The organism is Micromonospora sp. SYSU B005, assembly GCF_055362685.1.
In genome coordinates this window covers 1-26,928 of record NZ_JAXCFU010000020.1, presented here as the reverse complement: position 1 = coordinate 26,928, position 26,928 = coordinate 1, and the positions used below count along the sequence as shown (strand labels likewise).

At 74.3% G+C, this 26,928-nt stretch carries 15 protein-coding genes; 8 read left to right on the top strand and 7 right to left on the bottom strand.

The window, feature by feature from the left end; translation table 11 throughout:
- Nucleotides 1–32 precede the first annotated feature (32 nt).
- The 6 genes from SM452_RS28155 to SM452_RS28130 form a co-directional block, all read right to left on the bottom strand.
- The gene (locus SM452_RS28155) at nt 33–11,780 is read right to left on the bottom strand and encodes an amino acid adenylation domain-containing protein (RefSeq protein WP_463841043.1); all 11,748 of its coding nucleotides are present in this window, start codon (nt 11,778–11,780) and stop codon (nt 33–35) included.
- Complete coding sequence (locus SM452_RS28150) at nt 11,773–12,114, bottom strand: acyl carrier protein (protein ID WP_463841042.1); 342 nt, start codon at nt 12,112–12,114, stop codon at nt 11,773–11,775. The genes SM452_RS28155 and SM452_RS28150 overlap by 8 nt, the downstream gene beginning before the upstream one ends.
- Before the next feature lie 150 nt (nt 12,115–12,264).
- Nucleotides 12,265–12,978, bottom strand: coding sequence for a thioesterase domain-containing protein (locus tag SM452_RS28145; RefSeq protein ID WP_463841041.1), 714 nt, complete (start codon nt 12,976–12,978; stop codon nt 12,265–12,267).
- A complete protein-coding gene (locus SM452_RS28140) occupies nt 12,902–15,937 on the bottom strand; it encodes an AMP-binding protein (RefSeq protein ID WP_463841040.1) in 3,036 nt (1,011 codons plus the stop codon). Before SM452_RS28140 ends, SM452_RS28145 begins: the two co-directional genes overlap by 77 nt.
- Nucleotides 15,934–17,673 (bottom strand): non-ribosomal peptide synthetase, encoded by a 1,740-nt coding sequence (locus SM452_RS28135; protein ID WP_463841039.1) that lies wholly within the window; start codon nt 17,671–17,673, stop codon nt 15,934–15,936. The genes SM452_RS28140 and SM452_RS28135 overlap by 4 nt, the downstream gene beginning before the upstream one ends.
- Before the next feature lie 258 nt (nt 17,674–17,931).
- Nucleotides 17,932–18,696, bottom strand: coding sequence for a FadR/GntR family transcriptional regulator (locus SM452_RS28130; protein WP_355512358.1), 765 nt, complete (start codon nt 18,694–18,696; stop codon nt 17,932–17,934).
- Nucleotides 18,697–18,880: 184 nt separating this feature from the next.
- Here SM452_RS28130 and SM452_RS28125 point away from each other — a divergent pair, with 184 nt between their 5' ends.
- The 8 genes from SM452_RS28125 (at nt 18,881) to SM452_RS28090 (ending at nt 26,620) form a co-directional block, all read left to right on the top strand.
- Nucleotides 18,881–20,119, top strand: a complete 1,239-nt coding sequence (locus SM452_RS28125; protein WP_083664864.1) for an ABC transporter substrate-binding protein — start codon at nt 18,881–18,883, stop codon at nt 20,117–20,119.
- Nucleotides 20,120–20,196: 77 nt separating this feature from the next.
- Complete coding sequence (locus SM452_RS28120; RefSeq protein WP_463841038.1) at nt 20,197–21,144, top strand: carbohydrate ABC transporter permease; 948 nt, start codon at nt 20,197–20,199, stop codon at nt 21,142–21,144.
- Nucleotides 21,141–21,956 carry a carbohydrate ABC transporter permease gene (locus tag SM452_RS28115; RefSeq protein WP_116506973.1) on the top strand — a complete coding sequence of 272 codons (816 nt, stop codon included), beginning with the start codon at nt 21,141–21,143 and terminating at the stop codon, nt 21,954–21,956. The genes SM452_RS28120 and SM452_RS28115 overlap by 4 nt, the downstream gene beginning before the upstream one ends.
- Before the next feature lie 7 nt (nt 21,957–21,963).
- Nucleotides 21,964–23,112, top strand: a complete 1,149-nt coding sequence (gene dgoD, locus SM452_RS28110) for a galactonate dehydratase (protein ID WP_262012703.1) — start codon at nt 21,964–21,966, stop codon at nt 23,110–23,112.
- Between the two features lie 4 nt (nt 23,113–23,116).
- A complete protein-coding gene (locus SM452_RS28105; protein WP_262012704.1) occupies nt 23,117–23,740 on the top strand; it encodes a bifunctional 4-hydroxy-2-oxoglutarate aldolase/2-dehydro-3-deoxy-phosphogluconate aldolase in 624 nt (207 codons plus the stop codon).
- 88 nt (nt 23,741–23,828) lie between these two features.
- Nucleotides 23,829–24,782: a sugar kinase gene (locus tag SM452_RS28100; RefSeq protein ID WP_262012705.1), complete on the top strand. Its 954-nt coding sequence runs from the start codon at nt 23,829–23,831 to the stop codon at nt 24,780–24,782.
- Nucleotides 24,783–24,807: 25 nt separating this feature from the next.
- Nucleotides 24,808–26,037, top strand: coding sequence for a D-mannonate dehydratase ManD (manD, locus tag SM452_RS28095; RefSeq protein WP_262012706.1), 1,230 nt, complete (start codon nt 24,808–24,810; stop codon nt 26,035–26,037).
- Nucleotides 26,027–26,620 carry a gluconokinase gene (locus tag SM452_RS28090; RefSeq protein ID WP_262012707.1) on the top strand — a complete coding sequence of 198 codons (594 nt, stop codon included), beginning with the start codon at nt 26,027–26,029 and terminating at the stop codon, nt 26,618–26,620. Before manD ends, SM452_RS28090 begins: the two co-directional genes overlap by 11 nt.
- Here the strand turns inward: SM452_RS28090 and SM452_RS28085 are convergent.
- A complete protein-coding gene (locus SM452_RS28085) occupies nt 26,573–26,830 on the bottom strand; it encodes an FtsX-like permease family protein (RefSeq protein ID WP_355512363.1) in 258 nt (85 codons plus the stop codon). The genes SM452_RS28090 and SM452_RS28085 overlap by 48 nt on opposite strands.
- Between the last annotated feature and the right edge of the window lie 98 nt (nt 26,831–26,928).

The following is a 26,928-nucleotide window of genomic DNA, read 5'->3' as shown; positions in this document are numbered from 1 at the left end:
CGGCCGGTGCCGGCCGGGCCCCGGTGCGCGGGTCAGCCGTGGCCGGTGCCGGCCAGTTCGGCCAGCCGGCGGTCGGCCTCGTCCTGGATGCGATCCTTGTCCGCCACGATGACCGTTCCCGGGTCGGCGTCGGGCAGCTCGTCCTCCAGCCGCCGGATCGGCCGGTACGACCAGCCGACGGCGGCCAGCAGCAGGCTGCACACGCCGGCGGCCACCGCGGTGAGCGCGATGCCCCGTCCAGGGCCGTGGCCGACCAGGACGGCTGCCAGGTCGGCGACCGGCCCGGTGCCGGAGACCAGAGGGGTGAAGACCCGCTCGGCCAGCGGTGCGGCGGTGAGGAAGCCGACCGGGACCATCAGCCAGGTGAGCATCAGGTTGGTGGCGAGCACCCGCCCCTGCAGCTCCAGCCCGACCTTGGCCTGCACCAGCGCCAGCAGATGGGTGTTTACCAGCGCCGACGTCAGGCCGAGACCGAACAGGCCGATGGCCGGGAAGACCGGGTTCGGCCGCAGCCCCGCCACGATCATCGCCACGCCCAGCAGCAGGATTCCGACAAGCACCCCGGTGGTACGCCGCGACGTGCCGCCCCACACCCCCATCAGCACGCTGCCCAGCAGCATGCCGATACCGCTGGCGGCGAGCACCATGCCGAGCACCGACGGGTCGCCGAGGGCGAGGGTCAGCGGGGTGGCCAGCACCTCCACCACGGCGAAGAAGTAGTTCAGCGCCGCAGCGAGCAGGATCAGCGAGAGCAGGCCGCGCCGCCGGGAGACGAACCGCCAGCCGCCGAGCAGCTCCCGGCCGAAGGACTCCTCACGGCGCTTGAACATGGTCGCCGGGAAGCGTACGGAGAGCGTGATGCCCACCGCGACCAGGAAGCTCACCAGGTCGATCAGGACCACCCCGCGCAGCCCGACGGCGACCACCAGCGCGCCGCCGAGCAGCGGGGCGAGGACGGTGCCGGTGGCGCTGCCCAGCGACACGATGCCGTTGGCCCGGCCGTAGTACCGCTTCGGCACCAGCTGGGTCACCGCCGCCAGGTACGCGGGTTGCTGGAAGGCGTTGGCGACGGCGCTGACAGTGACCGCGGCGAAGACGTGCCAGATCTGCAACCGGTCCAGCCAGAGCAGTCCGGCCAGGGTGACCGTGCCGGTGGCGGCGAGGCAGTCCGCGCCGATCATGACCAGCCGCCGGTCGAACCGGTCGGCCACCACCCCGGCCACCGGGGCGAGCACCGCCGCCGGCAGCAGCGCCAGCATCGCGGCCAGCGCGAACCAGGAGATCGAGCCGGTGCGCTGGTAGACCCAGAGCGACACGGCGAAGTTGGTCAGGCCGGTGCCGACCAGGGAGATCAGCTGCCCGAAGGCGACCAGGAGGAAGGTGCGCAGGTCACCCCGTCCCGGGCCGGCCGGGGCCGCCCGCCCGTCCCGGGGTGGCGGCGTCGCAGGTCGTGCCCGGCCTGGGGGCGCCGTCGCCGACCCGGCCGCCACCGGGACAGCCGGCTCGACCGAGGTGGCCGGGGCCGCCTCGGGCTCGGTGAGGATGATGTCGGCCAGCTCATCGGCCTGGTGCTTCTGGAAGTAGTGGCCGGCACCGTCGATGGTGCGCAGGGAGACGTCGTCGGCGAAGTAGGTCCACTCCCGGTAGCGCTCCTCGTACAGCTCGGTGGTGCGGTCGCCGGTGCCGACCACGCAGACGATCGGCGCGGCGAGGCGGCGGGCGGGCGGGTCGGCGTATACGTCGGTGTAGTAGTCCTCGCCGATGCGGGTGTCGCTGAGGAAGACGCCCATCAGGAAGTCCTTCTCCCGCTGGTCCAGCACGTCGGTGAAGAAGCCCATGGCGCGCAGCATCTCCAGCGCGTGCCGCTTCGAGGTCCACCGCTCCATCGGGAAGACCCGGCGGAACCAGCGGGCCGCCCGGCCGGGCAGCCGGGGTGCCGGAAAGTGGCCGCCGACCACCAGCCGGCGCAGGTCCACCCCGGCCTCCTCCAGCCGCCGGGCCAGCTCGACCGCGATCGCGCCACCGATGCAGTGCCCGTAGACGATGACCGGCCCGGTGATCCGTTCGGTCACCTCGGCCACGCAACGGTCGACCAGCTCGTCCAGCGGGGGCGTCGGCTCGTCGGCCCGGTTCACGTCGTGCCCGGGGCGTTGCAGCGCGTAGAGCGCGACGTGGTCGGGCAGGGCCGCCGCGAGCTGCTGGAAGGTGACCGCGCCGGCCCCGGCGAACGGTACGCAGACCAGCGTCACCGCCGGCGGCGCCGACCGGGCCGGGGTCAGCTCGTGCAGCAGCCGCCGGGGCTGACCGGCGGTCGCCTCGGCGTTGCCGGTCAGGCCGCGGATGGTGGGGTGCCGGAACAGGTCGAGCACGCTGATCGGCGGCTCGATGCCGCTCAGCGCCCGGATCGCGGTGAACGAGTCGCCACCCAGGTCGAAGAAGTCGTCGTCGATGCCGACCCGGTCGTAGCCGAGCACCTCGGCCCACCGCTCGGCGAGGGCCTGCTGCACCGGGGTGGTCGGCTCGGCCGAGCCGACCACCCGCCCACCGCGATCCGGCGCCGGCAGGGCGGCCCGGTCCAGCTTGCCGTTCGCGGTGAGCGGCAGCGCGTCCAGCAGCACGTACGCCGACGGGACCATGTAGTCCGGCAGCCACTCGCGCAGTGCCGCCCGCCAGCCCCCGGCGCCCGGGTCCTCCTCCCCCGGCCGCAGCGCCAGGTACGCCACCAGCGCCGGCTCGCCGTCGGTGTCGCGGACCAGCACCGCGCTCTCCCGTACCGCGGGGTGCCGTTGCAGGGCGGCCTCGATCTCGCCCAGCTCGATCCGGTAACCGCGCAGCTTCACCTGCGAGTCGTTGCGACCGAGGAACTCGATGCGCCCGTCGGGGCGGAACCGGGCCAGGTCGCCGGTGCGGTACATCCGGGCACCGGGCTGCTCGGCGTACGGGTCGTCGAGGAACCGTTGCGCGGTGAGCTCCGGCTGGCCGAGGTAGTCGCGGGCCACGCCGGCGCCGCCGAGGTACAGCTCGCCGACCACGCCCACCGGGACCGGCCGCAGGGCGGCGTCGAGGACGTACGCCCGGGTGTTGGCGATCGGCCGGCCGATGGTGACGTCGACGTGCTCCGGGTCGATGGTCTCCATCGTGGACCAGATGGTGGCCTCGGTGGGTCCGTACACATTGACCAGCCGGGCCACCCGGGGCGCGAGGTCCCGGGCCAGCGGCTCGGGCAGCGCCTCCCCGCCGCAGAGCGCGGTCAGGCCGGGCATGCCCGGCCAGCCGGAGCCGAGGAGCAGCCGCCACGTCGCCGGGGTGGCCTGGAGCACCGTGGCCCGCTCGGCGGCGAGCAGCGCGGCCAGCGCGGTCGCGTCGTAGCCGACGTCCCGGCCGGCGATCACCACCCGTGCGCCCACCACCAGCGGCAGGAACAGCTCCAGCACCGAGATGTCGAAGGCGAAGGTGGTCAACGCGACCAGGGTGTCGTCCGGGCCCAGGCCGGGGTCGTCGGCCATCGCGAGCAGCAGGTTCACCACGCTGGCGTGGCTGACCCGGACCCCCTTGGGCCGGCCGGTGGAGCCGGACGTGTAGAGCACGTAGGCCAGCTGCTGCGGGGTGGTGACCGGCTCCGGGGCGGTGGCCGGCTCGACGGCCAGCCCGGGGTCGTCGACCCGGAGCACCGGGCCGGCGAAGTCGGCGAACCGTCCGGCCAGCGCGGGCTCGGCGATCAGCACCCCGGCCCGGCTGTGCTCCAGCACGTAGCGCTGCCGGTCGAGCGGGTACGACGGGTCCAGCGGGACGTACGCGCCGCCGGCCTTGAGCACGGCGAGCAGCGCCACCAGCAGGTCGGCCGAGCGTTCCAGGCTGACCGCCACTGTGGCGTCCGGTTCGACGCCGACCCGGCGCAGCCGGTGCGCGAGCCGGTTGGCCCGCACGTCGAGTTCGGCGTAGCTGAGCGTGGTCCCCTCGAAGGTGACGGCCGGCCGCTGGGGACCACGCGCCACCTGGGCCCGGATCAGCTCGACCAGGCCCACCGGGGGCAGCGGGCGGGCGGTGTCGTTCCAGTCGTGCAGCTGCCGCCGTCGCTCCGCCTCGGTGAGCAGCTCCAGCTCGGCCAGCCGGCGCGTCGGGTCGGCGACGAAGCCGGCCAGCAGGGTCTCCAGGTGGGCCAGCATCCGCGCCGCGGTGGCCTCGTCGAAGAGCGCGGTGTTGTACTCCAGACAGCAGAGCAGCCCGTCGGGGTTGTCGTACGCGTAGAGGGCCAGGTCGACCTGGGCGGTGCCGGAGTCGACGGGCAGCTGCTCGACCCGCAGGCCGGGCAGCTCAAGCCGCTGGTCGGGCAGGTTGAGCAGGTTGACCATCACCTGGAAGAGGGCGTTGCGGCTGAGGTCCCGGGGCACCTTGAGCGCGTCCACCACCCGCTCGAACGGCGCCTCCTGGTGCTCGTACGCCTCCAGCGCGGTGCGCCGGGTCTCCTCCAGCAGCCGGGTGACGGTCCAGTCGCCGTCCAGGGTGGTGCGCAGCACGATGCTGTTGAGGAAGAAGCCGACCAGGGGTTCCAGCTCGGACCGGACCCGGCCGGCCACCGGGGAGCCGACGCAGACGTCGGGCTGGCCGGTGTAGCGGAACAGCAGGGTCTGCACCGCGGCCAGCAGGGTCATGTAGAGGGTGGCGTTGTGCTCCCGGCCGAGCCGGCGCAGCCGCTCGGTCAGGTCCACCGGCAGGGTCAGCCGGGCGACCGCGCCGTCGAAGGTCTGCACCGGCGGGCGGGGCCGGTCCGTGGGCAGGTCCAGCGCGGTCGGCGCCCCGGCCAGCCGCCGCGTCCAGTACGCCAGATCGTCCGCACCGCTCGCGGCCCGGTCCCGCTGCCAGCGGGCGTAGTCGGCGTACCGCACGGGCAGCTCGGGCAGGGGCGACGGCCGGCCGGCCAGGAACGCGGCGTACAGGGCGCCCAGCTCGGCCCGGATGACGCCGAGCGACCAGCCGTCGGAGACGATGTGGTGCATGGTCAGGCAGAGCAGGTGCCGCCGGGGGCCGGTACGGAACAGCACGGCCCGGAGCAGCGGCCCGGCGGCGAGGTCGAACGGCCGGCGGGCCTCGGCCACCACGGCCACCCGTTCCCGCTCGGCGAGCGCGGCATCGCCGGCCTCCTCGCCCGCCCCGCCGCCGACCGGTGCGGGGTCCGGGCCGGTCAGGTCCACCACCGCCGGGGCGACGCGTGCGGCGGGGAGCACCAGCTGCACCGGGTCACCGCCGTCGGGACCGGGGCGGAAGACGGTACGCAGCGCGTCGTGCCGGCGGACCAGCTCGGTCAGCGCGTCGGTGAGCACTGTGACGTCCAGCTCGCCGTGCAGCCGCAGACCGGTGGCCACGGCGTACGCGACCTGGTCGTGGACCTGCTCCAGGAACCACAGCCGGCGCTGCCCCGAGGAGACCTGCGCCGGCCCGTCGTCGTCGACGCGCGGGATCGGGGTGGCCGCCGGCACCGGGGCGTCCGGCAGGGCGGCGGCGATGCCGGCTGCGGTGGGCCGGGCGAAGACCGCGTCGATCGGCAGCGCCACGCCGAGCTGGGTGTGCAGCCGGGCCACCAGCTGGGTGGCGAGCAGCGAGTGCCCGCCCAGGTCGAAGAAGCTGTCGTGCACGCCGACCGGGGCGATGCCGAGCAACTCCTCGACGATCGCGGTGACCTGCCGTTCGGCGTCGTCGCGCGGCGCCTGGTAGGCGATGCTCAGCGCCGGCCGGTTCCCGGCCTGCGGGGTGCCCGCGTCGTCGGCCGGCCCGACCGCCTCCGGCAGGACGGCGGCGCCGGTGACCGGCGGTGCCGACGGCCCGGAGGCCGGGCGGTCGATCCAGTGCCGGGTCCGCTCGAACGGGTAGGTGGGCAGCGGCACCCGGCGCCGGTAGGCGTCGCCGTGGAACGCCGCCTGGTCGATCCGGACGCCGGCCAGCCAGAGCCGCCCGATTCCGTCCAGTGCGGTGAGCAGGTCGTCGGCGTCGGCCTTCGGGTGCCGCATCAGCTGCACCACCTGGCCGGGTCGGGCACCGGCCTGGCGGACCAGGCCGCCGAGGGTGTGCCCGGGCCCGGCCTCGGCGACCACCAGGTCCTGGTCGACCAGCCACGCCGCGCAGTCGGCGAAACGGACCGTGCGGCGCAGGTGCCGCACCCAGTGCTCGGGGTCGGTGGCCTCGGCGTCGGTGACCGGCGCACCGGTCACGTTGGACAGGTACGGCAGTCGCGGCGTGCGGTACCGGACCTGCCGCGCCTCGGTGCGGAACTCGTCGAGCACCGGTTCCAGCAGCGGCGAGTGGTAGCCACGGTCGGCCCGCAGCCGGCGGCACTCCACCCCGTCGCGGCGCAGCCGCTCCTCGGCCCGGTCGACGGCGGCGGGACGGCCGGCCAGTACGCAGAGCCCGGGCCCGTTGACGGCGGCCAGACCGAGATCGTCGCCGAGCAGCCCGGCCAGTTCGGCCTCCGGCAGTGACACGGCCAGCATCGCGCCGGGTTCGGTGCGGCCGGAGAGGCGGCTACGGGCGCAGACCAGCCGCAGCGCGTCGGCGACGTCGAAGACGCCGGCCAGGCAGGCCGCGACGTACTCGCCGAGGCTGTGTCCGGCCAGCACGTCGGGGCGTACGCCCCGGTCGATCAGGGTGCGGCCGAGGGCGTAGCCGGTGACGAAGAGCGCGGTCTGGAAGACGGTCGGGTCGGCGAGGGCCCGCTCGGCGTCGGCCCGTTCGGCGGGGTCGGGCAGCAGCACCGGGCGCAGGTCCACCCCGTACCGCTCGCGCAGCAGGTCGGTGCACTCGTCGACCACGGCCCGGTAGCCGGGGTCCGCCGCGTACAGGCCGGCGCCCATGCCGACGTGTTCGGGGCCGTGGCCGGGGAAGACGAACGCCAGCCGGCGGTCGCGCCGGTCGGCGTGCGCGGTGGGCAGCCGCTCCGGAGCGGCCAGGCCGTCGAGGGCGTCGGCGACGTCCGCGCAGACCAGGGTCCGCCGGTGCGGCATCGGCTGCCGGCGGGCCAGGCCGGCGGCGACGTCCGCCAACGGCAGATCGGGGTACGCGGCCAGGTGCTCCCGCAGCCGTGCGGTGGCCCGGTCCAGGGCGGCCGGCGTACGCGCGGAGAGCAGCAGCAGCCGCGGGCCCGGCGCCGTCGGTGCGGCCGGCGGGGCGGGCCGGGCCGGGGGCTCCTCCAGCACCACGTGGGCGTTGGTGCCGCCCATTCCGAAGGAGCTGACCCCGGCGCGGCGGGGTCCCCGGTCGGCCGGCCAGTCGCGGCTGGTGCCGAGGAGCCGGAACGGGCCGGTGGCCAGCTCCAGGGCCGGGTTGGGCCGGGTGACGTTGACCGCCGGGGGCAGGGTGCGGTGGCGCAGCGCCAGCACCGCCTTGATCAGGCCGGCGACGCCGGCCGCCGCGTCGGTGTGGCCGATGTTGGCCTTCACCGAGCCGAGCGCGCAGAACTGCCGGTCGTCGGTGCCCCGCCGGAACGCCTCGGTCAGCGCGGCCACCTCGATCGGGTCGCCGAGCAGGGTGCCGGTACCGTGCGCCTCCAGCAGGCCGATGTCGCGGGGGTGCACGCCGGCGTCGGCGAGCGCCCGGGTGACCACCTCGACCTGACCGGCCACCCCGGGCGCGGAGTAACCGGCCCGGCGGGCGCCGTCGTTGTTTGTGGCGGAGCCGCGGATCACCGCGTGGATCTCGTCGCCGTCGGCGAGCGCGTCGGCCAGCCGGCGCAGCACCACCACCCCGGCGCCGCTGGAGGCGATGGTGCCGCGGGCGTCGGCGTCGAAGGGCCGGCAGTGCCCGTCGGGTGAGAAGAGCCCGTCGGAGTGCAGGTACCCCTGGCGCTGGGCCGGGAAGACGGTGACGCCACCGGCCAGGGCCAGGTCGCACTCGCCGGCCAGCAGGCTGCGCCGGGCCATGTGCACGGCGACCAGTGAGGTGGAGCAGGCGGTGCTGACGCTGACGCTGGGCCCGGTCAGATTCAGCTGGTACGACGCCCGGCTGGCCAGGAAGTCCTTGTCGTTGCTGACCGCGAGCTGGTACTCGCCGACCGCGCGGACCACGTCCGGGTTGCTGCGCAGGTGCTCCAGCAGATAGGTGGTGCGTCCGGAGCCGGCGAAGAGGCCGACCGGCCCGGCGAAGTTCTCCGGGTCGTGCCCGGCCCGTTCGAGGGCCTCCCAGGCGATCTCGAGCAGCAGCCGGTGCTGCGGGTCGAGGACCTGCGCCTCGCGCGGGGTGAAGCCGAAGAAGGCGGCGTCGAAGCGGTCGATGTCGGCCAGTTCGGTACCCCGGCGAACGTACGCGGGGTCGTGGACCAGCGCCGGGTCGGCTCCGGCGGCGAGCAGTTCCTCGGTGCTGAACTCGCGGACCGCTTCGATGCCGTCGCGGATGGTGCGCCAGTACTCCTCCGGAGTGGTCGCGCCGGGGAAGCGCAGCGCCATGCCGACCACGGCGACCGCGTCGCCGGGCACGCCGGTGCGGGCCGGGGCCCGGCGGGTCGGCGCGGGCTCGACGTCGGCGGCGAGGAACCGGGCCAGCGCGGCCACAGTGGTGTGTCGGAACAGGTCGGTCACGGTGGCCACGTCGCCGAGCCGCTCGACGAGCCGGGCGTGCACCGCGAGCAGCTTCATCGAGTGCCCACCGAGGTGGAAGAAGTTGTCCCCGGCGTCGATCCGGTCGACCCCGAGCACCTCCCGCCACACGTCGGTCACCAGCCGCTCGGCCTCGGCGAGACCGAGCGCGGCACCGCCGGTCGGCGCGCCTGCCGTTTGCTCCACGGTGGCCGGTCGCGAGCCGGCTGCCGCCGGTTGCCCGATGGCCGGCGGCGAGCCGTTCTCCGGGGCGGGCAGGGCGGCCTCGTCGAGCTTGCCGTTGCCGGTCAGCGGCAACGCGGCGACGCCGACGAACGCGGCGGGAACCATCCAGGCGGGCAGCTCCGCCGCCAGCGTCGTACGCAGCGCCGCCGCGTCCACCGCCCCGGTCAGGTAGGCCACCAGCCGCGGATCGTCCGGGTCGTCGTGGCGCAGTACGACAGCCACGTCGGCGTCCGGCCGCGCCCGGCGCAGCGCCGCCTCGATCTCGCCCCGCTCGATCCGGTAGCCCCGCAGCTTCACCTGCCCGTCGCGGCGGCCCAGGTACTCCAGGATCCCGTCGGGCCGGTAGCGGACCAGGTCACCGGTGCGGTAGAGCCGACCGGTGCCGTACGGATCGGGCACGAAGCGTTCGGCGGTGAGGCCGGGCCGGCCGAGGTAGCCACGGGCCACGCCGGCCCCGCCGACGTACAGCTCCCCGGTGACGCCGACCGGGACCGGAGCACCGCGGTCGTCGAGCACGTACCGCGTGGTGCCGGCGATCGGCCGGCCGATCGGCACGTTGCCGGTGCCCGGGTCGTCCGGGCCGACCTCGTACACCACGCAGCCGACCACCGTCTCGGTCGGGCCGTACTCGTTGAACAGCCGGGTGGCGCGCGCGTGCTGCCGCCACAAGGTCAGCTGGTCGGCGCGCAGGTTCTCGCCGCCGATGACGAGGCAGCGGGTGCGGCCCGCCGCGGCGGCCGGGCCGAGCTGCCGGCTGACCAGCTCCAACTGGGTGGGCGTGAGCTTGACCAGGGCGTACGGGGTGGTCCGGGCGCGCAGCGCCTCGCCGAGCCCCTGCGGACCGGCGTCGGCACCGATCAGCTCGACGGTGGCGCCGGCGACCAGCGGCACCAGCAGGCTGGTGACGGTCAGGTCGAAGCCGACGGACGAGTGCGTCGGCACCACGTCACCCACCCCGACCCGGTACGCCGCCGCGGCCCAGCGCAGATAGTTCACCACCCCGCGGTGGGTGACCTGGACACCCTTGGGACGGCCGGTGGAGCCGGAGGTGTGGATGACGTACGCCAGGTCGCCCGGGCCGGGCCGGGTGGTGGTGCCGTCCCCGGCCGAGCCGGTGTCGGTGGTGGTGCCGTCCGCCGCCAGCTCGACCACGGCGGCACCGGTGGACGGCAGCAGGGCACGCAGCTCGGCGCGGGTGAGCACCACCGGGGCGGCGGCGTCGTCCAGCAGGTGACGCAGCCGGGCGGCCGGGTTGGCCGGGTCCAACGGCAGGTACGCCGCGCCGGCCTTGAGCACACCGAGCAGCGCGACGGGCAGCGTCACGTCCCGGTCGAGCAGCACGCCGACCAGGTCACCGACGCCGATGCGGTGCCCGCGCAGCACGGCGGCCAGCGCCTCGGCGCGGCGGTCCAGCTCCCGGTAGGTCAGCGCGTGCCGGCCGTCGGTGGCGGCCACCGCCTCCGGTACGGCCCGGGCCCGCCGCTCGATCAGCGCGTGCACCACCGTCGAAGGCGCGGCGTCGGTGCCGGTGTCGTTCCAGTCGACGAGGATCCGGTCCCGCTCGGCGTCGCTGAGCAGGCGGGCGTCACGCACCCGGGTCGCCGGGTCGGCGAGCAGGTCGCCCAGCAGGACGCGGAACTGGTCGGCGATCCGGTCCACGGTGGCCGTGTCGAGCAGGTCGGTCCGGTACTCCAGCAGCACCTCCGAGCCGCTCCCGGCGGGGCGTACGGCCACTGTGAGATCGAACTTCGCGGTCCGGGTGGGCAGCTCGACGGCTTCGGCCGCCACCCCGTCCAGGCGCAGCGGTGCCGGGGCGTCGGCCTGCACGAACATGACCTGGAACAGCGGGCTCCCGGCGGGGTGCCGGGGCGGCCGTACCGCTTCGACGACCCGGTCGAAGGGCAGCTCCCGGTGATCCTGGGCGGCCAGCACCGCGGCACGTACCCGGCCCAGCACCGTCTCGAAGGAGGGGCCGTCGCCGAGGTCGGTGCGGACGACGACGGTGTTGACGAGGAGCCCGACCAGCGGTGCGGTCTCCGGGCGGTCCCGGTTCGCCACGGGCGTGCCCACCGCCACGTCGTACCGGCCGGTGAGGCGGGCCAGCAGCACCTGGAAGGCGCCGAGCAGCACCATGTAGGGGGTGACCCGCAGCCGACCGCAGAGCTCCCGCAGTGCCTCGGGCGGCACGTCGAGCGGGTGCCGGCGCAGCGCCCCGGCGCGCGACGGCGTGGCCGGGCCGGGCCGGGCGCCGGGCAGCTGCACCGGCGGTGGCGGGTCGGCGAGCCGCTGCCGCCAGAACTCCACGTCGGCGGCCGCGTCCGGCCCGCCCAGCCGGCGTCGCTGCCAGGCGGCGTAGTCGCCGTACGACACCGGCAGCGGGTCCAGCGCGGCGGGCCGGGAGTCCCGGGCGGCGGCGTACAGCTCGGCGAGCTCGGCGGTGACGATGCCCAGCGACCATTCGTCCACCGCGGCGTGGTGGAAGGTCAGCGCGAGCACGTGGGTGGCGTCGTCCAGCCGGAACAGGGTGGCCCGCAGCAGCGGGCCGCGGGCCAGGTCGATCGGGGTGGCCGCCTCGGCGGCGAGGTGGCCGGTCAGCTCGGCCTCCCGGCCGGCCCGGGCCAGCCCGGTCAGGTCCACGGTGCGCAGCAGCCCGGCCGGCGGTTCGGCGACCACCGGGACCACCTGCTCCCCGGCGTCGTGCAGCGTGGTGCGCAGCGGCTCGTGCCGGGCCACCAGCGCGTCCAGCGCGGCGGTCAGGGCCAGCACGTCGAGCGGGCCGCGCAGCCGCCAGGCCACCGGGGCCAGGTAGGCGGCGTCGCCCGGGGCGGCCCGCTCGAGCAGCCACATCTGCCGCTGCGCGGCGGAGGCCACCGGCTCCCCGCTGCCGGCGGTGATGCTGTCCGGGTCAGCGGCCCGACCGGCCCGCAGCGCCGCGAGCAGGGCGGCCCGGCGGGGCGGGAGCAGATCAGTCACGGTGCGCCCCGAGCATCGCCTCGGCTTCGTCGTCCGAGCAGGTCAGCAACCGCAGGTACGTCTCGGCGGCGGCGTCCGCGTCGGGTCCGTGCGCGGCTCGCAGCGCGGCCACGAACTCACCGAGCACCGGGTGCTCGAACACGGCGCTCAGCCGCACCCGTACGCCCAGCGCGACGCGTAGCTGTGCGGCCATCCGCGCGGCGTCCAGCGAGGTGCCGCCCGCCGCGAAGAAGTCGGCCGGCTCCGCCGGCCCGCCGGGCAGCACCGCACTCCACGCGGCGGCCACCACTTCGTGCAGGGCGTCGCCGCGCCCGGCCGGATCCTGCGTGCTCATCTCGTCCCCCCAGGTGAAGTGCCCAGCATCGGTCCGGCGTGGGCGACGGTGCGCGGTGTCCCCCGTGCGTGGTGCTCCTCGTGAATCCGCCTCCGGCCGGGTGGTCGTCGACCCGCGTCGGCGGTGTGGTCGCCGGCCGGGCCGCGGTCGTCAGCCCGAACCGGCGGCCGGCTCGGCGGCCAGCGCGTCCAGGGCGGCCCGCTCGTCGGCCAGTTCGGCATGCGGGCAGGGCAGCCGCGCGTCCGCGCGGTACGCGGCGTCGAGCAGGAACCACAGCCAGGCCCGGTACCGTCCGGCGATCTCGTCGGCAGCGGCGGCCGACTCCTCGGGCGGGAAGCCCTGCTCGGCGACGAAGGTGCGGGCCCGGCCGGTCAGCTCGGCGCCCCACCTGGCGGCGAGGGCCGTCGGGTCGCCGTCGCCGGGCGGGTCGTCGGCGACCGGGGTGGCCCGGCCCAGCTTGCCGAGCAGGGCGGCGTACTCGGCACGCGCGGTGGCCACTGTGGGCCGCGCGGCGGCGACCAGCAGCACCCGCCGCGGGGTGGCGCCGGCGTCGGCCAGGGCGCGGGCGACGTGCCGAGCCAGCGGCGCGGCGCTGCAGTACCCGAGGACGGTCACCGGTGCCCCGCCGGGCCGGCGCCGCAGCAGTTCCTCGGCGCAGGCCCGGGCGAGCGCCGGGTGGTCCAGCGGCGTACCGGCGCGTTCCAGCGTGGTCACCGGGTCGAACCGCCAGACCGACCGGTCCGGGTCGGCGGCCGCGAGGGCGGCGGCCAGCCCGGGGCCGGCGGAGTCACCGGAGAACTCGACCGTCAGCAGCGAATCGGTCGGTCCCTGGCTGACCTGCCGCAGCGCGAGCGTGGCTGACATCTGGTTCCCCCTGGACGTGAGCTTCGAGCTGGTCCGTGACGTCGGTGGCGAGCGCGGCGGTGGCGGCGGCGTCCAGCAGCCGGCCGTCGCTCTCGACGAGCACGGTGAGGGTGCCGTCGGCGTGCTGGCGCAGGGTCAGGCAGACCGGGAAGCGGTTCACCGGCCGGTGCAGCTCCCGGCGCCGCCAGCGCAGCGCCCCGGTGACGAGATCCGGTTCCGCCACCGAATCGAGGTAGAACGCCGGGAAGTCGCCCGGCCGGGTGCCGGTGCCGCGGAGCACTTCGCGTGCGACGGCGGTGAACGGGGCCTGCTCGGCGACGGCTCGGCGCAGCTCCCGGCGCACCCGGGTGAGGGTCTCCGGCCAGCCGTCGTGCAGGTCGTCGGCGCGCAGCAGCACGCTGTTCACCGCGTACCCGGCGACGGCGAACTCGTCGGCGTCCTCCCGGGTGGCGCTGGCGCAGCCGAGAACCACGCTGTCGGGTCCGCACAGCGCGCCCAGCGCCCGGGCGTACGCCGCCGCGGTCAGCTCGGTGACGGTCCCGCCGCCGGCGGCCAGCAGCGCCCCGGCGGTCACCCCGACGGCCCGTTCCCGCACCGTACGGTCGCCTGTGCGGCGGGGTGCGGGCACCGGGACGTCGCGGATCCGGGCGACGGCGGCGTCGACGGCGGCCCGGCCGGACGGCATGGCGATCCGGGCGGCCCGGCGCCGCGCCAGGTCGCAGACCGTGGCCGGTGCGGGCGACGGCGACCAGGCCGGGTCGGTCCAGGTCCGGTCGAGGTCGTCGAGCAGCAGCCGCACCGACCAGGCGTCCACCACCAGGTGGTGCCAGACCAGCAGCAGCTCGGTACGCGGGCCGGCGTGCAGCACCGTGGCCCGTAGCAGCGGCTCGGCGGCGGTGTCGAAGGGCCGGTACGCCCGCGCCGCCACCGCCGCGTCGAGGGCCGCGCCGTCGGGCAGCTCGACCAGCTCCACCGGTGGGTCGTGCCGGTAGAGGACCAGTTCCGGCAGCCCGTCGGCCGAGTCCAGTCCCGCGCCGAAGGCCGGGTGGCCGGCGATCGCCCGGCGCAGCGCGTCGACCAGCCGACGGTGGTCGACCGGGTCGTCGGTGCCGAAGCAGACCGGCTCGACGTACAGGGGCGAGCCCGGCTGCATCTCGTCGTGCAGCCAGAGGCCCAGCTGCTCGTCGGTGAGGGGTGCGCGGCGGGCACCGGTGGGCCGCTCGTCCCCGGCCGGCGTGGTGCCGGGACCGGCGGCGGCGATCCGGCCGGCGAGTGCCGCCACGGAGGGCGCCTGGAGAATGTCGGCGCCGGTCAGCGGCACCCCGGTGCGTTCGCGCAGCCAGGCGGCGGCGCGGGCGGCGGCGAGCGAGGTGCCGCCCAGGGAGACGAAGTCGTCACCGTCGCGGATGTCGGCGACCGGCAGCACCCGCCGCCAGGCCGTCCGCACCAGGTCGGAGTCGTCCTCGGCGGTCGTGGCCACGGGCAGCGGCAGGGCGGCCAGGTGGTCGTGGTCGTACTTGCCGTGCGGGGTCAGCGGCAGCTCGGGCAGGAGCGTCACGACAGCGGGCACCGCGTGGCCGGGCAGCCGCCGCGCGGCGTGCTCGCGGACCGTCCGCTCGGTCAGCTCCGCGCCGGGCGTGGGGACGACGTACGCGGCGACCACCTGTCCCAGCCCGTCGACGGTCCGCCCGCCCACCACCACGTCGTGTACGCCGGGCAGCTCGCCCAGCACCGCCTCCACCTCGGCCGGTTCGATCCGGAAGCCGCGTACCTTGAGTTGCCGGTCCACCCGGCCGAGGAAGAGCAGGTTGCCGTCGGGCAGGGCGCGGACCAGGTCCCCGGTGGCGTAGCCGGGCTCGCCGTCGGCCATCGGCATGAACGGGGACGGCCCGGCGGGCGGGCGAAGGTAGCCCCGGGCAACCGCAGCGCCCGAGACGACCAGCTCCCCGGCACCGGTGGTGGCGTACGTGCCGTCGGTGCGGCGCAGGTGGATCCGGGTGCCCCGGACCGGGGTGCCGATCGGGGTCCGCTCCCCCGGCACGGCGCCGTCGCGCGGCACCACGTATCGGGTGCAGCAGACGGTCGCCTCGGCCGGCCCGTACCCGTTGACCACGTTCAGCTCGGGGCGGCTGCGGGCGATGTCCTCGAGCAGGGTGCGCGGGATCGGCTCGACGCCGACCAGAAGCCGGCGCAGCCCGGCCAGGGCCGCGGGGTCGGCGCGCAGCAGCGCCAGCAGGTCGGGCAGGAAGGCCGGTGGCACGTACCCGCTGTGCGCCCCCGAGCGGTCGAGAAAGGCGGCCAGCGCGGCGCCGTCGTACCGGGCCGCCTCGGGCACCACCACCAGCGTCCCGCCGCGGTGCAGCGGAGCGAAGCACTCCCAGACCGCCACGTCGAAGGAGGGGCGGGTCCACCAGGTGCCGACCGGCGACCGCGGCACCGGCGCCAACTCGTCCAGGTCGGCCAGGAGGTTGCCCAGATTCCGGTGCTCCACCTGCACCGCCTTGGGCGTGCCGGTCGAGCCGGAGGTGTGCACCACGTACGCCACGTCGGTCGGCTCGCCGGTGTCGTCCAGCGACGCGACCGGCCGCAGCGCGACGGCGTCGGCTGCCAGATGGCGACGGTGCGGGCCGGCGGGGTCGTCACCGGTGACCAGGCGCGGGTCGGCCGCGGCGAGCAGGGTGGCGATCCGGGCCGCCGGCTGGCGTGGGTCCAGCGGCACGTACGCGGCACGCAGCGCGAAGGCGGCGAGCGCCGCGGCGACGGCGTGCGCGCCCGGCTCCCGGAGCACCGCGACCCGGTCCCCGGCGGTCACCCCGTGTTCGCGGTAGCCGGTGAGGTAGCGACCGGCGAGGGCGAGCAGGCCGGCCCAGCTGAGGGTGGCGTCGTCGGCCCGTACTGCGGTGCGCTCCGGATGGTGCGCGGCGGCGGCGAGGACGGCGGCGAGGAGGGTGCCGCTCACCGCGTGGCTCCCAGTCGGTCCGGGTCCAGGGCCTCGACGGCGCGCAGGTAGTCGGCGAACCGGCGGTGCTCGTAGAGCAGGGCCGCCCGGACGTCGAGTCCCGAGCCGCGTCGCACCTCGGCGCTGAACCGGACCGCCAGCAGGGAGTCCCCGCCCGCGCCGAAGAAGTCGTCGTCCGGTTCGGCCGCGCGGCCCAGCACCGCCTGCCAGGCAGCGGCCACCGTGGACGCGACCGTACCGTCCTCGGCCTGCGGCGCCGTCGGCACGTCGTCCGTGGCGCTGTCCCGCAGGGCCCGGCGGTCGAGTTTGCCGTTGACGGTCAGTGGCAGCTCGGGCCGGACCTCGACCAGGTGCGGCACCATCGACGCCGGCAGCCGCTCGCGCAGCCCGGCCCGTACGGCGTCCGCGTCGACCGGGCCGACCACCCAGGCGGCGAGGACCGCTTCACCGGCCCGGTCCAGCACGTCGGCTACGGCCTGGGTCACCCCGGGCACCGCGAGCAGCGCGAACTCCACCTCGCGCAACTCGATCCGGTTGCCTCTGATCTTGACCTGCCCGTCGCTACGCCCGACGAAGTGCAGCTGCCCGGTGCCGTCGGAGCGGCACAGGTCTCCGGTGCGGTAGTGGCGTCCGCCCGGAGTGGAGCGGAAGACGGCTGCAGTGCTCTCCGGCGCGTTGCGGTAGCCGCGGGCCAGCAGCGGCCCGGCGACGAGCAACTCATCTCCGCCGTCGACGGGGGCGAGGCTGAGCCGGGCGCCGGCGACGGGCCGGCCGATCGGGGGCGGCCCGGTGCGCTCGACGTGCCGGCGCAGGTCGTCGGTGGCGGTGACCAGGATGGTCGCCTCGGTCGGGCCGTACAGGTTGTGCACCGCCGCGCCGAAGTCCGCCGGCGGCCACACCCGCAGCCGGTCACCGCCGGTGGCGAGACTGCGCAGCCGGCCGGTGGGCGGGTCCGCGCGGAGCAGCTGTTCGGCCAGCGGGGTGGCGAGGAAGGCGTGGTCGGCCCGGCGCAGGACGTCGACGATCCGCTCCGGTTCGCGCAGCACCGTCTCGTCGGCGAGCAGCACCGTCGCACCGTGCGACAGCGGCGCCCAGAGGTCGAGCAGGCTGGCGTCGAAGGCCAGGCCGGCGAAGGCTGCGGTGCGCACGCCGGGACCGAGGCGGAAGAACTCGCCGTACCAGTCGAGGACGGCGCGCAGCGACCCGTGTTCGACCTCGACCTGGCGCGGCCGGCCGGTGGAGCCGGAGGTGGAGACCAGGTACGCGAGCCGCGTCGGGTCGTCCGGCGGCGTCAGCAGTTCCCCGCCTGGTTCGGTCGCTCGGGACCGGACGACGGTGAGTTCCGGCGGCAGCCGGTCGGCCAGGTCGTCGGCCGCGACGGCCAGCCGGCAGTCCGCCTCGGCGAGCACCTGGGCGATCCGGGCGGCCGGCAGGGCCGGGTCGAGCGGCAGGAAGGCGGCCCCGGCCAGCCAGGCTGCGAACTGGGCCACCGGTGCCGCCGAGGTGCGCGGCTGCAGCACGGCGACCACCGGTTCCGCCCCGGTCAACCGCGGTCGCAGGACCGCCGCCAGCTCCCGGGCGGCGGTGACCAGCCGGCCGTACGTCATGGTCCCGTGCCGGTCGGTCAGCGCCGGCCGGTCGGGGTCCTCCTCGGCGCGGCGCAGTACGGCGGCGGGAACGGTGGCGGGGTGGTCCGCCTCGGCAGGGTGGCCGCCGGGCAGGACGGGCGGGGTCACGACGGAAGCTCCAGAGGTACGCGGCGACGATGCCGCGCGAGGGGGCAACAGGTGTTACGCGCCTCATGGTTGCATCGCTGTCGATGTCATACCTCCACCGACAGGGACGATCAGGAATGCGTTCGCCCCGAATACAATGCACGGCCGTCTATTGACGGCGGACCCGCTCCACGCCGTTACCCCGGGGTAGAACGCCGCTGACGCCCCGCCACCGCACGTCCGCGCTCCACCAGGCCAGCGGGGTGGGCGAGCGACGGATCAGCTCGATCGCACGGGCTCGGCGGTCTGCTCCCAGAGGGAACGCATCTCCTCGAACGCCTGCTCCATGAGCTGCACCATCGCCAGCCGGGCGCGCTCGCCCTCGTGCCGCTGGATCGCCTGGGCCACCTCGGCGTGCAGGCGCAGCGCCTCCTCGTGCGGATGGTGCGGCATGAGGTGGTGCTTGTGCCGCCCGGTCAGCACCTCGGCGACCAGGTCCTGCAGCCGGACGAACATCTCGTTGCCGGAGGCGAGCAGCACCCGGCGGTGGAACTCGATGTCCAGGCGCAGGAAGCGCTCCTCGTCGCCGGCCTTGCCGGCGGCCCACATCTTCGCCGCCAGGCCGACGAGGTCGCTGGCCTCGTCGTGACCGGCCCGGTCGGCGGCCAGCAGGGCGGCGTGCGGCTCGATGGCGGTGCGCAGCTCGGTGATGGACCGGAGCTGGGCGAGCCGGCTGGCCGAGGCCAGCCGCCACCGGATCACCTGCGGATCGAAGACGTTCCAGTCGTGCGCGGACCGGATCGTCACCCCGACCCGTCGGCGGGTCTCGATGAACCCGATCGACGCCAGGACACGCAGCACCTCGCGCACCACCGAGCGGGAGACCTCGTACCGGTCGACCAGGTCGTCGATGTTGAGGACCGCCCCGGGGGCGAACTCTCCGCCGCAGATGGCGGTGCCGAGGTGCTCGAGGACGCGGGCGTGCAGCCCGACCTCGGGCGGAGCGGGCTGGGTGCCGACGCCCCCGGAGGAATGCGATTCCACGCTAAGGATCATATCAGTTCGGTCAACCCCTTGAATAAATCAGCTTTTTCGACCTAGCATCCCGTGGTTAAGCGGACGTTACAGCGTTGTGGCGCTCTTCCCCCGGGGCGGCGACCACGAGAAATGGAGAGATGACGTGCAACGTCGATCGATAATCGGTACGTCTCTGGCCGTGGTGGTCGCCATGGGCTTGGCCGCGTGCGGCGGTGGAGAGGACAGCGGCGGGTCGAAGACCGTGCGCGTGACGCTGGTGAACCACGTCTGGACGGAGAACGTCAAGAAGGCGCTGCCGGAGTTCGAGAAGCAGACGGGCCTGAAGGTCGAGGTCACCCAGCTCGGTGAGGACCAGCTGTCCGACCAGTACAACGTCAAGCTGAACGCGGGATCCAGCGACCTCGACGTGATGATGTACCGGCCCCTGCAGGAGGGCAAGCAGTTCGGCAAGAACAAGTACCTGGCCGACCTGACCGAGCGGTCCAAGTCGGACAGCGCCTTCGACTTCAGCGACTTCCAGGCCGCCCCGGTGCAGGCCACCACGTACGACGACAAGGTGGTCGGCGTGCCGATCATCACCGAGTCGGAGGTGCTGTACTACCGCAAGGACCTGCTGAAGAAGTCCGGCTTCGACGCCCCGCCGAAGAGCCTGGACGAGCTCAAGGCGCAGGCCGCGAAGGTCGAGGCCGACAACCCGGGCGTCGCGGGCTTCGTCTCCCGCACCGGCAAGGCCGCCGCCGTCACCCAGTTCTCCAGCTTCCTGTTCAGCTTCGGCGGTGACTTCGTCGACGCCAACGGCAAGGCCGCGGTCAACACCGAACAGGCCAAGCAGGCGTACGCCTACTACGGCGGGCTGCTGCGCGAGCACGGCCCGAACAACGTCAGCACCGACATGAGCTGGTCCGAGGCCATGGCGATCTTCACCCAGGGCAAGGCGGCCTTCTACACCGAGGCCAACTCGCTCTACAAGAACGCCACCGACCCGGCCAAGTCGAAGGTCTCCGACACCGTCGGCTTCGCGCCCTTCCCGGCCGGCCCGGCCGGCTCGAAGCCCTACAACATCCCGTCCTGGGCGCTGGGCATCAACGACCAGTCGAAGAACAAGGACAACGCCTGGAAGTTCATCCAGTGGGCGGCCGGCAAGGAGCAGTCGCTGGCGCAGCAGGAGGCCGGCGTCCCCGGCGCACGCGCCTCGGTCTGGGCCAACCCGCAGGCAATCGCCACCTACCCGAAGGACCTCGCCGAGGCCACCACGGCCAGCACCGCCAACGGCGTCGGTCACGACCGCCCGCTGGTCGTGAAGGTCGCCCAGGCGCGCGAGATCGTCGGCCAGCCGATCGTCGACGCGATCACCGGCAAGGACCCGGCCGCCTCGGCGGACGCGGCGAACGAGGCGTTCCAGAAGTTCCTCGACGACGAGGCGAAGTAACCCGACCGCGGGACGGCGGGGCCGACCGGCCCCGCCGTCCCCGCACCGGGTCCCGGCCCTGACCACTCGGAGACCTCATGTCAGCCGTCACCACACCAGTCACCAGACCGTCGCAGGCCGGCCCGGCCCCGGCGGAGTCGGGCTGGTCGCGCTGGGCCAACGCGCACCGCAAATGGCTCTTCGCGGCCCCCGCCATGGCGTTCGTCGCCGTGCTGATCATCTTTCCGGTGGCGTGGACCGGATACCTCAGCCTCACCGACGCCGAGGGTTCGGTCCGCGCCGAGAACGAGTTCATCGGGTTCCAGAACTACCTCGACGTGCTCGCCGACACCGACCGGTTCTGGCCGGCGGTGTGGCGAACCGTTCTGTTCACCGGCGTCGTGCTCGCCGTCGAGGTGGCGCTCGGCATGGCGATCGCCCTGCTGCTGTGGCGGCCGTTCCGCGGTGAGCGCTGGGTCCGGGTCGCCATCCTGCTTCCGCTGGTCGCCACCCCGGTGGCGGTCGGCATGATGTGGCGGCTGATCTTCGACCCCACCATCGGCATGGCCAACCAGGTGCTCAGCTGGGTCGGCATCGGTCCGCAGCCCTGGCTGTCCGGCCAGAACAGCGCCCTGCCGACGACGATGTTCATCGACATCTGGCAGTGGACCCCGATGGTCGTGCTGATCCTGCTCGCCGGCCTCACGTCGCTGTCGGACGAGCCGCAGGAGGCCGCCCTCATCGACGGCGCCAGCACCTGGCAGCGGTTCCGGCACGTCACGCTGCCGCTGCTGATGCCCACGGTGATCGTCGCGATCCTGCTGCGCGGCATCGATGCGCTGAAGACCTTCGACATCCTCTACGCCACGAAGGGTCGCGGCGGAGGGTCGTTCCACGAGGTCGAGACGCTCAACGTCTACGCGTACGGGCTGAGCTTCGACTACAACGACTACGGCGTCTCATCGACGGTTTTGATCATCTTCTTCCTGATCATCATCGGGGTGATGTGGGCCCTGACCTACCGCAAGAAGGGGCTGGACCGATGAAGCCGGGCAAGCCGTTCAAGGTCTTCCGGGCGGTGGCCCTGGCCGTCGTGGTGCTGGCGCTGATCGCGCCGCTGCTGTGGATGATCGCCGCGTCGTTCAAGACCAACGTCGACATCTACGACACCGGCAAGGCCTTCGTCTTCTCGCCCACCCTGGACAACTACGGCAACGTGCTCCAGCAGGCCAACTACGTCCAGTTCATCGGCAACAGCCTGTGGGTGGCGTTCGCCGCCACGCTCTTCTCGCTCATCCTCGGGGTACCGGCCGCCTACTCGATGAGCCGGTTCAGCATGAAGAAGTCAGCGCTCGTGGTGCTCATGGCCCGGATCATCCCGGGCGTGTCGCTCCTGGTGCCCTGGTACTACGTCTTCTCGAACCTGCAGATGGTCGGCGGGTACACCGTGCTGATCCTCAGCCACATGTTCGTGTCGCTGCCGCTGATCGTCTACATCATGATGGGCTTCTTCGACAGCCTGCCGGAGGACCTGGAAGAGGCGGCGCTGGTCGACGGACTGACCCACATCGGCGCGTTCCGGCGGATCACCCTGCCGCTGTCCGTGCCCGGCGTGGCGACCGCCGGCATCCTGTCCTTCATCTTCTCCTGGAACAACTTCATGTTCGCCCTGGTGCTCTCCGGCGCGGACACGAAGACCCTGCCCGTGGCGATCTTCGACTTCGTCGGCTACGCCAGCATCGACTGGGGCGGCCTGATGGCCGCGGCCACCGTGGTCACTCTGCCGATCATGGTGATCGCCCTGTTCGTGCAGAAGTACATCGTCTCCGGGCTCACCGCCGGCGCCACGAAGGGCTGAGGACGCCATGACAACGATCGCACGGGTGGAGACGTTCCTCGTCGCGCCACGGTGGCTGTTCGTCCGGGTCGAGACCGTCGACGGGATCGTCGGCTGGGGCGAGGCGACCTGCGAGGGCCGCTCCGAGACCGTCCGCACCGCCGTCGAGCAGCTCAGCGAGCTGCTGGTCGGCCGGGACGCGCTGCGGATCGAGGACCACTGGCAGGTGCTGACGAAGGCCTCGTTCTACCGGGGCGGGCCGATCCTGGCCAGCGCCGTCGCCGGGCTCGACCAGGCACTGTGGGACATCGCCGGCAAGCACTTCGGCGCCCCGGTGCACCAGCTGCTCGGCGGCCCGGTCCGCGACCGGATCCGGGTCTACGGCTGGGTCGGCGGCGACGAGCCCGCCGAGGTACGCGACCAGATCAGCGCCGCCGTCGAGACTGGGTTGACCGCCGTGAAGATGAACGCGTCCGGGCGGATGAGCCCGGTCGCCTCGGTCGCCGAGCTCGACGGCGTGGTCCAGCGGGTGGCCGCCGCCCGGGAGGTGCTCGGCGACGAGCGGGACGTCGCCGTCGACTTCCACGGCCGGTTCAGCCTGGCCACCGCCCGGCGGGTCGCCCCGCTACTCGAGCCGTACCGGCCGTTCTTCCTGGAGGAGCCGGTGGTGCCGGAGAACTCGCACCTGATCGGCGAGTTCGTACGCACCACGACCACCCCGGTGTCCACCGGGGAACGGCTCTACAACCGGCAGGAGTTCCTGCCGGTTCTGCAGGCCGGCATCGCGGTCGCCCAGCCGGACCTGTCGCACGCCGGCGGCATCACCGAGGTCCGCAAGATCGCCGCGCTGGCCGACGTGTACGACGTCCAGCTCGCCCCGCACTGCCCGCTCGGCCCGATCGCCCTGGCGTCCTGCCTGCAGGTCGGCTTCGCCACGCCCAACTACCTGATCCAGGAACAGAGCATCGGCATCCACTACAACCTCGGCGCCGAGGTGCTCGACTACTGCCTCGACAAGACCCCGCTGACCTTCGTCGACGGGTACGTCGAGCGGCTCACCGCGCCGGGCCTCGGCATCGAGATCGACGAACACGCGGTGCGGACGGCGGACAAGCGCGGACACGCCTGGCGCAGCCCCACCTGGCGGCACGCCGACGGCTCCTATGCGGAATGGTGAAAACATGACTGTCAATCTCGTCGCCGAACTCGCCGCCGCCCGGATGCTCGCGGTCATCCGGGGCACCGACACGGCCGGCGCGATCGCCGCCGGCACCGCCCTGCTGGAGGAGGGCGTACGGATCGTGGAGGTGGCCCTGACCACGCCGGACGCGGCGCGGGCCGTCGAGGCCCTGCGCGCGGTCGCACCGGCCGGCTCCCTGGTCGGCGCCGGCACGGTGCTCACCGTCGCGGACGTCGCCGAGGTGGCGGCGGCCGGCGCGCAGTTCGTGGTGACGCCCGCGGTGGTCGAGTCGATCGCCGAGGCGGCGCGGCGCGGCCTGCCCGTCGCCGCCGGGGCGTTCACCCCGACCGAGGCGTACACGGCGATGCGGCTGGGCGCGTCGGCGATCAAGCTGTTCCCGGCGTCGGTGGGTGGCCCCGCGTACCTGAAGGCGGTGCGCGACCCGTTCCCCGACATCCCCTTCGTGGCGGTCGGCGGTGTCGGCCTGGCCGACCTGCCCGGCTACTTCGCCGCCGGCGCGATCGCCGTCGGCCTCGGCGGCCCGCTGGTCGGTGACGCCGCCTCCGGCGGCGACCTCGACGCCCTGCGCCAGCGCGCCCGCGCCTACCTCGCCGCGGTCGCATGAGCACCGCCGGCCTTCCCGTCGCCCACCCGCGCGACACCCGCCCGTCCGCCGCGCACCCGCGCGCCGGCGGCCACCCGGGCACCGCGTCATGACCGCCGTCGACCTGCTCACCTTCGGCGAGGCCCTGCTGTCGCTGCGCACGGCCGCGCCCATCGTCACCGGCGGCGCGCTCACCCCGCACCTGGCCGGGGCGGAGGCCAACGTGGCCGTCGGGGTGGCGCGGCTCGGCCACCGCGCGGCCTTCGCCGGCCGGGTCAGCGCCGACGAACTCGGCGAGTTCCTGCTCCGGCAGCTGCGCGCCGAGGGGGTACGCCTCGAACACGTGGTCCGCGACCCGGACCGCCCGGCCGGGCTGATGTTCCTGGAACGGCGGACCGCCGACCTGACCCGGGTGACCTACCAGCGGGCCGGCTCGGCCGGCTCGGCGGTGTCCGTCGAGGACCTGCGGCCCGCCCTGGCCGCCGGTGCCCGGGTGCTGCACCTGACCGGGATCACCGCGGCGCTGTCCGACGGCGCCCGGGAGGCCACCCGGTGGGCGGCCGAGACCGCCGCCCGGGCCGGGACGCTGGTCTGCCTCGACGTCAACCACCGGACGAAACTGTGGAGCCGGGACGCGGCGCGGGCCGCACTCGCCGGCATCGTCGGCCACGCCTCGGTCGTGGTCGCCTCCGCCGACGAACTGGACCTGGTCGGCGCACCGGGCGCGGACGAGCCGGCTGTGGTCGCCGAACTGCTGGACCGGGGCGTGTCGACGGTGCTGGTGAAGCTCGGCGGCGACGGCGCCCGCGCGTACACCCGGGAGGGCGTGCGGCACGCGGCAGCGGTGCCCGTGACGGCGGTGGACACCGTCGGCGCGGGGGACGCCTTCACCGCCGGCTACCTCTCCGGCCACCTCGACGGTCTCGACCTGGCCGGGCGGCTGCGCCGCGCGGTCACCCTGGGCGCCTTCGCCGTCGGCGGCAACGGCGACTGGGAGTCGCTGCCTCGCCGCGACGAACTGTCCCTCCTGAACGACGTGCAGCCCGGCAGCACGCTGCGCTGACATCATCCCTGAGAAAGGCATCGGCATGAAGATCGTCGCCGCGGACGTCATCGTCTCCAGCCCCGACCGGAACTTCGTCACCCTCAAGATCACAACTGACGAGGGGCTCACCGGGCTGGGCGACGGCACCCTCAACGGACGCGAACTGGCCGTCGCGTCGTACCTGGCCGACCACGTCGTCCCGCTGCTGATCGGGCGCGACCCGCATCAGATCGAGGACACCTGGCAGTTCCTCTACCGCTCGGCGTACTGGCGGCGGGGGCCGGTCACCATGGCCGCCATCGCGGCCGTGGACGTCGCTCTCTGGGACATCAAGGCCAAGGCCGCCGGGATGCCGCTCTACCAGCTCCTGGGCGGCGCCTCCCGGACCGGGATCCTGGCCTACGGGCACGCCTCCGGGCGGGACCTGCCCGAGCTGTTCGACTCCATCCGCAGCCACCTGGAGCAGGGCTTCCGCGCCATCCGGGTGCAGACCTCGGTGCCCGGCATCAACGCCGTCTACGGCGTGGCCGCCCAGCCCAGCGCCGACGGCAAGCGCTACGACTACGAGCCGGCCCAGCGCACGCCGCTGCCCGCCGAGGAGGACTGGGACACCCGTTCGTACCTGCGGCACCTGCCGGGGGTCTTCGAGGCCGTTCGAAACGAGTTCGGCCCCGAGCTGCCCCTGCTGCACGACGGGCACCACCGGATGACCCCCATCCAGGCCGCCAAGCTGGGCAAGGCGCTCGAGCCGTACGACCTGTTCTGGCTGGAGGACTGCACCCCGGCGGAGAACCAGGAGGCGTTGCGGCTGGTCCGGCACCACACCACCACCCCGTTGGCCATCGGCGAGGTCTTCAACACGGTCTGGGACTACCAGACGCTGATCCGCGAACAGCTCATCGACTACGTGCGCTCCGCCGTCACGCACACCGGCGGCATCACCGCCATGCGGAAGCTGCTCGACTACGCCGCCCAGTACCAGATCAAGTCCGGCATCCACGGCCCGACCGACATCTCCCCGGTCGGTATGGCCGCCGCGCTCCACCTCGACCTGGCCATCCACAACTTCGGCATCCAGGAGTACATGCGCCACGGGGCGCTCACCGACGAGGTGTTCCGGCAGTCGTTCACCTTCGCCGACGGACACCTGCACCCGGGACAGCAGCCCGGCCTCGGCGTGGAACTCGACGAGGAGGCCGCGGCCCGGTTCCCGTACCAGCCGGCGTACCTGCCGTTCAACCGGCTCAAGGACGGCACGGTCCATGACTGGTGACCGCCGCCCGCCCACCCGGCACGTGGTGGTGATGGGCGTGTCCGGGGCGGGCAAGACGACGGTGGCGCGGGGGATCAGCGAGCTGACCGAGCTGGTGTTCGCCGAGGCGGACGAGTTCCACCAGCCGGCCAACGTGGCCCGGATGCGCGCCGGCATCCCGCTGGACGACGCGGCACGCCGACCCTGGCTGCGCGACCTCGCGGCCTGGATGGCCGGCCGGCACGCCGAGGGCGTGTCCACGGTGCTTGCCTGCTCGGCGTTGAAGCGCTCCTACCGGGACGTGCTGCGCCAGGGACCACCCAGCGTGGAGTTCGTGCACCTGGCCGGCACGGCCGAGCTGATCCGGGACCGGATGACCCGGCGGGTCGGGCACTACATGCCGGCCAGTCTGCTCGACTCCCAGCGGGCCACCCTTGAGGACCTGGCGCCCGACGAAGCCGGGGTGGTGCTGGACGTGGCCGCGGCACCGGAGGAACTGGTCGTCGCGGCGGTCGACCGGCTCGACCTGCCCCGACGGACATCCGTCGGCACCGGTTCACCCGGCGACGCCGACGGGAGACCGCGCGGGACGGTCGCGCAGTGATCGCCAGGTCGGCAGTGCGCTCGCCAGCACCGCCAGGAGCAGGCAGAGCCCCACCACCCCGCCGACGACGGACCACGGCACCACCAGGTCGACCGGTACGCCGGTCTGCTCGGCCAGGCCGGCACGGATACTCAGCAGACCGACGAACGCGACGGCCCCGCCGAGCAGCGCGCCGATCAGCACCACCAGGGCGGACTCGGCCGTGACCAAAACCGGCCTGGTCGGGCCGGGCGGCCCACGCTGAGCGGGTCGTCCTCCCGGAAAGTGCATGGATGGCGGGGCCCCTCCGCGGCTAGGCTTGGCCGTCA